Origin of the sequence: Candidatus Symbiopectobacterium sp. (genome assembly GCF_020054415.1) — a bacterium.
In the GTDB taxonomy this organism is placed as follows: Bacteria; Pseudomonadota; Gammaproteobacteria; order Enterobacterales; family Enterobacteriaceae; genus Symbiopectobacterium.
In genome coordinates this window covers 1-10,671 of the sequence record NZ_JAHWCO010000217.1, presented here as the reverse complement: position 1 = coordinate 10,671, position 10,671 = coordinate 1, and the positions used below count along the sequence as shown (strand labels likewise).

The window sequence follows — 10,671 nt, the reverse complement described above, 5'->3', positions numbered from 1 at the left end:
TGTGCTGCGGGCGTACGCCGATGGCCACTTTACTCGATGGAAAACGGATCTGGGCAGAAAAGAATCTGAACCAGATGTAATCTGACAGACACCTGTATAAATAATCGGTAACTGTCAGATCAGGTCTGAGCTAGTACATTTTTATCGTTGTATGCCAAAGGGATGACCACCCGCGAAATTGCCGCTGCGTTCAAAGAACTGTATGATGCTGATGTCTCACCCGCCCTGGTATCGAAGGTCACCGATGCCGTTAAGCAGGCAGTTTACCGTCAACGCAAAGATGTGGTAGAGCGGCAGCATGGTGACCACCAATTCATGCCGCTCTTGCAATACCGGGCCATAAGCGGCTTTCGCTTGTACCAGGTTCGCCTGCATATTACGGTGTGTCAGCATCGCGCCTTTCGACAACCCGGTGGTGCCGCCGGTGTATTGCAAAAATGCCAGATCGGCATTCACGATTTGTGGTTTGATGTACTGAAGTCGCCGCCCTTGTTGCAGCGCACTGCGAAACGAGATGGCATCCTGCAGATGGTATTTCGGCACCAGACGCTTGATATATTTAACCACAAAGTTGACCAGCGTCCCTTTCGCGGTAGAGAGCTGATCGCCCATGCGCGTCAGGATCACATGTTTAACGTCGGTGTTATACCCCACCTTTCCAGCGTATGTGCAAAGTTGGACACAATCACAATGGCGGTTGCGCCGCTGTCTTTCAACTGATGTTCCAGTTCACGCGGGGTATAAAGCGGATTGACGTTAACCACCACCAGACCGGCGCGCAAAATGCCAAACAACGCGACCGGATATTGCAACAGGTTCGGCATCATCAGTGCCACGCGGTCGCCCTGTTGCAGATGAAGTTGGTTTTGCAAATAGGCGACAAATGCGCTGCTACGCTCTTCCAACTTGCGGAAAGTCATTACCTCGCCCATGTTAATAAATGCAGGTAGATCTGCATATCGGGCAACTGCATTTTCAAAAAGATCGACCAACGACGTATAGTTATCCGGATTAATTTCGGCGGGCACGTTTGCCGGATAGCGCGTTAACCAGATTTTCTCCAAGGTATCACTCCCAAGGTATTTTTTTAGTGGCATGATGATTCTCCCACCGCTCGTTCAATTAACATTATTTCAACTCAGCTTACCAGTTGCTGCTGAGACAATATCGAGGTTGAGAGTTCGATCACGCCTTATTGTTAATCATATGTATCAAAAAAAATGAGGCGACCTGCGTCGCCTCGTTGTTCTCCGTTTTTCTAAGAGATAAAAACCGTCATTTATTGCGTCACGATAGTCTCGATACGTTCCGGGCCCCGGTCATTGCCAAAGCCCCAACCTCGCCGGTAACGCCAATCACATCCCCACGGATCAGCCGCGCCGGGCGGCAAGATGACCTGCTGCGTTTCATTCCAGCGTTGATAACCCGTCACATTGATCACCACAAAGCGATAAGGCCTGCTGCCTATCTGACCTTGCTCCATTTCCGCGACCGAACCCACTACCGTCACCAGTCGCCCCTGAAAATCGAGAGGTTCAAGGAAGCCTTTGACGTTGGCAATAAATCGTCCTTCAGAAACGCTCTCCAACTGGGGCCGCGCCCAGCGATCCAGCGGTAGGCTGACAATCACCAATCGGGTTTTATCATTTTCGTTATGAACGGCCACAACGCGACCGCCGAGACGCGCCTCCTGACCCAAGGCCACCTGCGGAATCAACGTGATTTGCGACAAACGGTCGTACGGTCTTTCTGAACTACTCTGGATGGATTCAGGAATCGAGGAACAACCTGCCAGCAGCAGTGCCAGAACCGCGAACGTCATCTGTTTTGACCAATAATAAATCGCCATAATACTGATCCCTTTGCCATTACCTACTCATTAGAGTAGGCAGTAATGCAATAAGTTGCGCGGTTATCAGGCGCGACCGGGTAATTTTTTCCAGGTGACATTGTTGCGCAGATAACGTGGCAAGGCATCGGCGACGGCGACCGCGTTACCTGACTGCCACTGATGGCAGGCCAGCGGCAGCATATCCTGCGCCTGTGGCAACAGCATATCGCCCGGCGTCAGAGCGATCTCCGCGTGGGCAGCCAGTGTCGGATACGTCTCCCATCCGGTTCCAACGGTCGCCCACTCACCACGCAGTGATAAGGTGCGCTCCAGTACCTGCTGTGGCGTCAGCACAGCTTCATGTTCGTCGCCCTGCCAGTTGCCGTCAACATCACGCTGATACTCTGCCCAATAGACCTCTCCCATTCTGGCATCAATCGCCGCCAGAACGCGCGTTGCACCTGTGCGACGCCAGGCCCCCTGTACCATCGTGGCGAGCGTGGAGATACCCAGCATCGGCAAATCTGCGCCTAACGCCAGCCCCTGAGCAATACCAATACCGATTCGTACACCGGTAAAACTGCCGGGACCTTGACCAAATGCCAGCGCATCCAGACTGTTCAACGCCACACCGGTTTCAGCCAGCACCTTTTGCACCATCGGCAACACGCGTTGGGTATGCTCACGTGGACATACTTCATACAGGGAGAAAACTTTACCATCATTCCAGAGTGCAACGGAACAGGCTTCCGTCGCAGTATCGAGCGCTAAAATTCGCGTAGACATGCCGACCTCAGGCAGTGAAACAAAAATAACGCGGCGTAGCATAGCACACCGCGAATGGAATTACTCCGAGGCATCACACCGCCTCGGTGCGGGAAAGAAAACGGATCGCTTGAGTCAGATCGCGCGTGCGAGCAGCGGGCGGCAGGCTTTGCAGAAAGGATTGGCCGTAAGGACGCATCACCAGACGGTTATCGCAGATAACGATAACGCCGCGATCGTCCACATCGCGAATCAAACGCCCCACCCCTTGTTTCAGTGTGATGACCGCATCGGGCAGTTGTACTTCGTCAAACGGATCGCCGCCGCGCAGGCGGCAATCTTCGATACGCGCTTTCAGCAGCGGGTCATCTGGCGAGGTAAACGGCAGTTTATCGATAATCACACAATAGAGCGCATCACCGCGCACATCAACCCCTTCCCAGAAGCTGCTGGTCGCCACCAGCAACGCATTCCCCGCAGAGACAAACTGCGCTAACAGTTATGCCTTGCTGGTTTCGCCCTGAAGCAACACGGGCAATGTCAGTGAGGCACGGAAATCTGCTGCCAGATCGCGCATCATTTGGTGCGAAGTACACAACATAAAGCAACGCCCGCGATTCGCCTCGATGAGAGGACGCAACTGAGTGGCCAACCGTTGTGCCACACCCCGTTGCTACAATTCTGGCAGAAAACGTGGCACGCAAAGCAGCGTCTGCTGCGCATAATCAAACGGGCTCGGCAGCAACATAGATTGCGCATGGTCCAATCCTAGGCGCTCGGTAAAATGCTCGACCCGGTCGTTAACCGACAGCGTCGCCGAGGTAAAGATCCATGCGGCCTTCTTCTCTTGCATCAGTTCACGAAAACGGTCCGCCACGGAGAGCGGTGTCAGCGCCAACACAAAATGCCGCGCATTGCATTCATACCAATAGCTGTAGCCGGCCTGTTGCACATCCTGTAGCCGTTTGAGACGGGCGCGATACAGGGTCGCGCGTTCAAAGGCAGCATCCAGCAGCGCCGAGCGCCCGAGCAACAGTTTGGCAACGTCATAGCAGAGTTCAAGTGCATCATCGAGCAACAGCAGCGCGCGTTGCAGCGAGGGTTGCGCCAATACATCACGCAGGTTGCCGCGAAAACCGGGCTCCCCCAGTGCCAGCCGAAAATCCTGTGTGCTTTGTGATAAGCGATCGGCGGATTTTTGCAGTTGAGCCGCATCGCGCACTTCGGTGCGATACGCGATAATGATATTTTCGCCAGATCGAGCAATTGACGGCTGGTGAGTTGCTGAGCAAAGTAGTGACTGGCGATATCGGTGATCTGGTGTGCTTCATCGAAAATAACCACATCGCTATCTAGGATAAGCTCAGCAAATCCGCTCTCTTTTACCACCATGTCGGCCAGATAGAGGTGATGGTTAACCACCACAACATCGGATTCCATCACCTTACGCCGCGCTTTGACCACGAAGCATTCTTTATAATGCGGGCAATCGCTCCCCAGACAGATCGCGATCACATCGCCTCAGCCCACAGAATCGTGGTAGGCTGCAAAACGATTTTTATCTTTTAGGATTGATGCAGGGAGACAAGCAATGACAGACATTATCAGAATTCAACCAGAAGCCCGCTGGTCCGATGCCGTAATTCATAACGGCACCCTTTACTACACCAGCGTGCCGGAGAATCTGGATGCCGATGCTCAGGCGCAAACCGAAAGCACCCTGGCACAGCTTGATGCCATCCTGAGTCAGAATGGTTCAGACAAAACGCGTCTGCTGGATGTGACGATTTTCCTTGCTGACGCAGCAGACTTTAGCGCCATGAATGCCGCCTGGGATGCCTGGGTGGAGGCAGGCCAGGCGCCGGTACGCTGTACCGTAGAAGCGCGTCTGATGAACCCGAAATATAAAGTGGAAATCAAGGCCATCGCCGCGCTGTAGTGCATTCTGAAAGTCGTCCGCTCAGCGCCTGCGTTAGGGATTATTCATCTTCGTCACATTTATTATAAGTGACCGTGTCACTTATATGTTGCCGCCGTAAGTCAGCGGCAACCAGCGCGATGGCCTCTCCACTGCTCATACCTTGCGCCATCAGTGATTGAATACGTTCAACCGCGTCTTGCTGCTGAGAGTGGGTTAAGGGGGGCATATCATTAAACATTCAGTCAGCTTCCTTATACGCCGTGGGCGAATTGTGCTAGGCTGACGCACTGGCGTGGCCTATAAGCACGCATCATAACGCTAAAAACGATATTAATCAGCACCTGCACGATGATATAACACCGATGGATTCTTGTTTACCTGATTTTCATAGACTGCCTTATCAGCCGGATGCCCTGCTGAACCTGTTTGCCCGATTATCTCATCAGCCATGGGCCATGCTGCTGCACTCCGGTTTTGCCGATCACCAGCACAACCGTTTCGATATCATGGTGGCCGACCCTGTAGCAACGTTAACCACTCAAGACGATGAGACGCTCATCACGCGCGCGGACGGCACAGAGCGCTCCACACAAGATCCCTTCTTGTTGGTACGCCAGACAATGACGCTGGCCGGGATCACCGCACACACGCATCCCGATATGCCTTTTCAGGGCGGTGCACTCGGCTTGTTTGGTTACGATCTCGGACGACGCGTCGAAACGCTTCCATCACAGGCAAAGCAAGATATCCACCTGCCGGACATGGCAGTGGGCATCTACGACTGGTCTCTGATCGCCGACCACCAGCAGCAGACGCTTACACTGATGAACTATGGTAACCATGAAGCGCGGCTGGCCTGGCTATCCGCACCGCCAAATGTGGCTTCTCTTGGCGATTTCCAACTGACTACCCCGTGGCAGTCCAATATGACACGGGATGAGTACGGCATCCGCTTCCAGCACATTCAAGCCTATCTGCGCGCGGGAGATTGCTATCAGGTCAACCTGGCACAGCGCTTCAGCGCAGGTTATCGCGGTGATGAATGGCAGGCTTTTCTCTCGCTCTCTGATGCCAATCGAGCCCCGTTTTCTGCGTTTATCCGCTTGCCGGAGCATTGCGTCATCAGCGTATCGCCAGAGCGTTTCTTGCAGTTACAAAATCAGCGCATTGAAACGCGCCCCATCAAGGGGACACTGCCACGCGCTGCCGATCCACAGGAAGATGCGCGCCGCGCCACGGCGCTTGCTGCCTCGCAGAAAGATCGCGCAGAGAATTTAATGATTGTCGACCTGCTGCGTAATGATATTGGCCGCGTTGCCGTACCCGGCAGTGTGCGGGTGCCTGCGCTGTTTCACGTTGAGCTGTTTCCAGCGGTGCACCATCTGGTCAGCACCATTGAGGCAAGGCTACCGGAAAACAGCCATGCCACGGATTTGCTGCGCGCCTGTTTTCCCGGTGGCTCCATCACCGGTGCGCCCAAAATTCGCGCCATGGAGATTATCGAAGAGCTGGAACCGCACCGCCGCAACGCCTATTGTGGCAGCATTGGCTATATCAGCGTCTGTGGCACCATGGATACCAGCATTACTATTCGCACGCTGATTGCAGAACAGGGACAGCTTCACTGCTGGGCGGGCGGAGGTATCGTGGCAGACAGCCAGGAGCAAGCTGAATATCAGGAAACACTGGATAAACTGGGCCGAATTCTTCCTCTACTAAACGCGGCGCACATGTTATGAGTACAGTAATTGAGCCAGTTACCTTTCCATTCCCCCCGCTGACTGACGACTTGTCGAACTTCGTCACGCGCTTTCAGTTGCAGCGTGCACCTCAGGCCAAACCGGTGCGCCAAGTGCATAAAGCGGCTGTGCTGGTGCCGATTGTGTGCCACACCGATGCTCCGACGCTATTACTGACCCGGAGCGCCAGCACACTGCGCAAGTATGCCGGGCAAGTTGCCTTCCCCGGAGGGGCCGCAGACAGTAGCGACGTCAGCTTAATCGCTACGGCATTGCGCGAAGCCCAAGAGGAAGTGTCTATTGCTCCTGAGGTTGTGACGGTGTTAGGCACTCTGCCACCACTGTACAGTGTCAGCGGCTTTCAGGTCACGCCCGTGGTTGTGCTGTTACCGGCCAATATTCACGTTGCGCCCAATGCGGATGAGGTGGCAGAACTGTTTGAAATGCCGTTGACCGATGCGTTTTCGCTGGCGCGCTACTATCCGCTGGATATTGAGCGACAGCGCCAAACGCACCGCGTTTGTCTTTCATGGTATCGGCAACAGTTTGTCTGGGTGCTGGCTGCCGCCATCATTTGCCAGCTTGCTCTTCACTTCTCCGCCTCAACCGACTGAAATGTAGCATTTTATTCTGATTATTCCCTGTGCGGACATTAACCATACATTAGTAGTGGTATTTCTATTCCCCTGATTATCCTTGTCAAACGCAAGTGTGATTCGGATCTGCTATAAGTTATCTTCACCTGGTGCATAAGTTTTTTTCATGTGAAAAGCCCACTCCTGCCATATAAACCCCACTACAATATTACGATCCAAGGAGTATTATTCTAAATCTGCGCTTTTGAGGAGCTTTCGCGTGATAAGCGTTTTCGACATGTTTAAGATCGGTATTGGCCCTTCAAGCTCTCATACGGTTGGACCGATGAAAGCCGGTAAGCAATTTGTCGATGGTTTGATTGAGCTGGGTAAACTTGGCGATGTTACCCGCATCACCGTTGACGTCTATGGCTCGCTCTCCCTGACCGGGAAAGGACACCATACCGATATCGCCATCATTATGGGACTGGCGGGCAACATGCCCGATACCATCGCCATCGGTGCCATTCCGGGATTTATCCGCGACGTGGAACAGCGCGAACGCTTGCTGCTGGCAAACGGTCAGCATGAAGTGGATTTTCCGCTGCACGGCAGCATGAATTTTCGCAGTGAAAATCTCTCCCTGCACGAGAATGGCATGACGATCACCGCTTTTGGCGGCGACCTCCCTCTGTATCGCAACACCTATTACTCCATCGGCGGTGGATTTATCGTTGATGAAGCCCACTTTGGGCAAAGCAGCGCAGGTGTCGTTCAGGTGCCGTTTCCCTTCCACTCTGCAAAAGAGATGCTGGTGCACTGTAAACAGCATGGTCTGTCCCTTTCCGGGTTGTTGATGCGCAATGAGTTGGCGCTACACAGCCGGGATGAGATTGAGCGCTACTTCGCTGATGTATGGCAAACCATGCATGCCTGCATCGAGCGCGGTATCAATACCGAAGGTGTACTGCCCGGCCCGCTGCGCGTACCGCGCCGCGCCTCGGCGCTGCGTCGTATTCTGGGAGCCGCAGGCAAACACTCCAACGATCCGATGGACGTGTTCGATTGGGTTAACATGTTCGCACTGGCTGTGAATGAAGAAAACGCCGCTGGCGGCCGCGTCGTGACAGCGCCGACCAACGGAGCTTGTGGGATCGTTCCGGCGATATTGGCTTATTACGATCACTTTATTGAGCCGATCACCACCGACATTGCCCTGCGTTACTTCCTCGCCGCCGGGGCGATTGGCATACTGTACAAGATGAATGCCTCGATCTCCGGCGCAGAAGTTGGCTGTCAGGGTGAAGTCGGCGTGGCCTGTTCCATGGCGGCAGCAGGCCTGGCGGAATTACTCGGAGCCAGTCCGGAGCAAGTGTGCATTGCCGCTGAAATTGGTATGGAGCACAACCTTGGTCTCACTTGCGATCCTGTCGCGGGTCAGGTTCAGGTACCGTGCATTGAGCGCAATGCCATCGCCTCGGTGAAAGCCATCAATGCAACTCGCATGGCCATGCGTCGCACCAGCGAACCGCGCGTATCGCTCGATAAAGTGATTGAAACCATGTACGAAACAGGTAAAGACATGAATGCAAAATACCGCGAAACCTCGCGTGGTGGTTTGGCCGTGAAAGTACAATGTGATTAACAGCTCATACACCCACCGTCATTCCCGCGAAAGCGGGAATCTCTTGCCGAAGAAAAGCACTTTTTCTCGCAGAGATCCCCGGCTTTCGCCGGGGATGAGGAGGGAAAAGTTACAGAGTCAGAAGAAAATATCACTCTTCTTCATCCGCATAAGGATCGGCCAAACGCGTCACACGCACCAGTTCGATTCGGTATTCCGATACGGCCATGATCTCAAAACGGAAGTGATGCAGTTCAATCACTTCGCCTACCTTGGGAATTTCATTGCTGTGTGCCAGCAACAACCCCGCCAACGACGCATATTCCTCTTTCGGATCGACCAGTTCATGGCTGTCCAGCACCTGTTGCAACGTGTGCAAATCGGTACCTCCTTTCACCAACCAGCCGCCCTCTTCGACCACAATATCCGGCGTTTCATCTTCATCCGGGAATTCACCGGCAATCGCTTCCAGAATATCCAACGGCGTCACCAGCCCCTGTACCACACCAAACTCGTTGTTGACAACAACCAGACTGCCCTTGGCGCGGCGCAGTACCGGTAGCAGATTGATGGCATCCAGCGTATCCGGCACCACCAGCGGCGGTGTGGCAGCAGCAAAGCTCTCTACATCTACACCGTTATCCAGCGCCACCAGCAATTCTTTGGCGCGCACCACACCGACCAACTCATCCAGAGAACCACGGCAAACTGGGAAAATGCTGTGCGGCGTATCCAGTAATTGCACGCGAATATCGTCAATCGAGCGTTCACTGTCCACCCAGGAGATCTCGGTACGCGGCGTCATCACACTGCGCAGCGAGCGCGATGCCAGCGTCAATACACCGCTGATCATGTAGCGTTCTTCTTCTGCGAAGGTTTCCATGGCAGGAGATGCGGGTTTGGCTTCTTCATCATCCGTGGCTTTACGCGCCCCCATCAAACGCAGGATCGCTTCGGCAGTCCGCTCGCGCATCGGGCGACGTGACTGGTATTTGATGAAATTGCGGCGCGCAATCTGGTTAAACAGCTCAATGAGAATCGAGAAACCGATCGCAGCGTACAGGTAACCTTTCGGAATATGAAAACCGAAGCCTTCCGCCATCAAGCTCAAACCTATCATCAGCAAGAAGCTAAGGCAGAGTACTACCACCGTCGGGTGGGCATTGACGAAGTTCATGAGTGGCTTGGATGCCAGCAGCATCACCACCATCGCAATCGCCACCGCCGTCATCATCACGCCGATATGGTTAACCATACCAACAGCCGTGATCACCGCATCCAGTGAGAAGACGGCATCCAATACGACAATCTGTGCGACAACCGCCCAGAAACTGGCGTGAACCTTGTGCCCGTTATGCTCATGCGGCCGATTTTCCAGCCGTTCATGCAGCTCCGTGGTGGCTTTGAATAGCAAAAATAGCCCCCCCGCCAGCAAGATCATATCGCGCGCGGAGAAACCGTAACCAGCGATAGTGATCAGTGGATTGGTCAGTTTCACCATCCATGAAATCAGAGACAACAGTCCCAGACGCATCAAGAGCGCCAGCGAGAGGCCGATAACACGGGCCTTGTCGCGCTGCTTCGGCGGCAACTTATCCGCCAGAATGGCGATGAACACCAGGTTATCGATGCCCAGAACGATTTCCAACACTATCAGCGTCAACAGGCCCGCCCAGATTGAGGGATCTAGCAAAAATTCCATGTCAGACTCCAGAAATGGTGCAAGCAGACAGCATCAACACCGTCGGTGTGATGTGGCTCAGCATAGGGGAAACAGCAAGAGAAGAAATACCGCCCTGGCGGCTATCGATAAATGGGTGACCCATCAGGTCAGCCCCAGAAACAGCACAGGCGCAGGCCGGCTGGGTAAAAAAGGATTGTCGGTGACGGTCCATATAGAGTGGTTCGAAACCCTGTGCTCCTAAGCAATTAAACAGGAGGCTACTCTAGCAGGTTGTTTCGAATTTTTACAAAGATTTCTTTGCTACCAAAAAACGCCAATACGCAACGTTTCTTAACATGCCCGTGATATTGTTCTCAATCACATAACAAACGACGTTTTAACCAGAAAATGGCTTTGTTGAATAATAGGTAATCATGCTGTTTTTCCATGCCAGTTTTGGTTGAAAATGCTTGTCATCTCAGGTGTACACTTTTCTCATGAGGCCTAACTGCATTATTTTACGTTGCGAGGATCCGTCGTTTCACTGGGCTGC

8 protein-coding genes and 3 pseudogenes are annotated in these 10,671 nt (G+C 53.5%); 5 read left to right on the top strand and 6 right to left on the bottom strand.

Going from position 1 to position 10,671, the window contains the following annotated elements; translation table 11 throughout:
- Window positions 1–141 precede the first annotated feature (141 nt).
- A pseudogene (locus QZ506_RS06415) lies at window positions 142–258 on the top strand (transposase); the annotation flags it as partial.
- Here QZ506_RS06415 and QZ506_RS06410 read toward each other — a convergent pair.
- The 4 genes and pseudogenes from QZ506_RS06410 to QZ506_RS06395 form a co-directional block, all read right to left on the bottom strand.
- Window positions 253–1,064, bottom strand: a pseudogene (locus QZ506_RS06410) (AMP-binding protein); the annotation flags it as partial. The pseudogenes QZ506_RS06415 and QZ506_RS06410 sit on opposite strands and share 6 nt — an antisense overlap.
- Before the next feature lie 215 nt (window positions 1,065–1,279).
- Entirely contained in the window at window positions 1,280–1,849 is a 570-nt protein-coding gene (locus QZ506_RS06405) for a Slp family lipoprotein (protein WP_291969894.1), read from the bottom strand.
- Between the two features lie 66 nt (window positions 1,850–1,915).
- On the bottom strand, window positions 1,916–2,617 hold the full coding sequence (tsaB, locus tag QZ506_RS06400; RefSeq protein WP_291969892.1) for a tRNA (adenosine(37)-N6)-threonylcarbamoyltransferase complex dimerization subunit type 1 TsaB: 702 nt from the start codon (window positions 2,615–2,617) through the stop codon (window positions 1,916–1,918).
- A gap of 73 nt (window positions 2,618–2,690) precedes the next feature.
- Window positions 2,691–4,099, bottom strand: a pseudogene (locus QZ506_RS06395) (ATP-dependent DNA helicase); the annotation flags it as partial.
- A gap of 88 nt (window positions 4,100–4,187) precedes the next feature.
- Between QZ506_RS06395 and QZ506_RS06390 the strand changes: the two are divergent.
- Complete coding sequence (locus QZ506_RS06390) at window positions 4,188–4,535, top strand: RidA family protein (RefSeq protein ID WP_291969890.1); 348 nt, start codon at window positions 4,188–4,190, stop codon at window positions 4,533–4,535.
- A 40-nt stretch (window positions 4,536–4,575) separates the two neighbouring features.
- Here the strand turns inward: QZ506_RS06390 and QZ506_RS06385 are convergent, their stop codons facing one another.
- Entirely contained in the window at window positions 4,576–4,755 is a 180-nt protein-coding gene (locus QZ506_RS06385; RefSeq protein WP_291969888.1) for a YoaH family protein, read from the bottom strand.
- A 124-nt stretch (window positions 4,756–4,879) separates the two neighbouring features.
- Here QZ506_RS06385 and pabB point away from each other — a divergent pair, with 124 nt between their 5' ends.
- From pabB to QZ506_RS06370, 3 genes are all read left to right on the top strand, one after another.
- Window positions 4,880–6,256 carry an aminodeoxychorismate synthase component 1 gene (pabB, locus tag QZ506_RS06380; protein ID WP_291969886.1) on the top strand — a complete coding sequence of 459 codons (1,377 nt, stop codon included), beginning with the start codon at window positions 4,880–4,882 and terminating at the stop codon, window positions 6,254–6,256.
- Window positions 6,253–6,870: a CoA pyrophosphatase gene (locus QZ506_RS06375; protein WP_291969884.1), complete on the top strand. Its 618-nt coding sequence runs from the start codon at window positions 6,253–6,255 to the stop codon at window positions 6,868–6,870. Before pabB ends, QZ506_RS06375 begins: the two co-directional genes overlap by 4 nt.
- A gap of 241 nt (window positions 6,871–7,111) precedes the next feature.
- Complete coding sequence (locus tag QZ506_RS06370; protein WP_291969882.1) at window positions 7,112–8,476, top strand: L-serine ammonia-lyase; 1,365 nt, start codon at window positions 7,112–7,114, stop codon at window positions 8,474–8,476.
- A 130-nt stretch (window positions 8,477–8,606) separates the two neighbouring features.
- Here the strand turns inward: QZ506_RS06370 and QZ506_RS06365 are convergent, their stop codons facing one another.
- Window positions 8,607–10,157 carry a TerC family protein gene (locus tag QZ506_RS06365; protein ID WP_291969880.1) on the bottom strand — a complete coding sequence of 517 codons (1,551 nt, stop codon included), beginning with the start codon at window positions 10,155–10,157 and terminating at the stop codon, window positions 8,607–8,609.
- Between the last annotated feature and the right edge of the window lie 514 nt (window positions 10,158–10,671).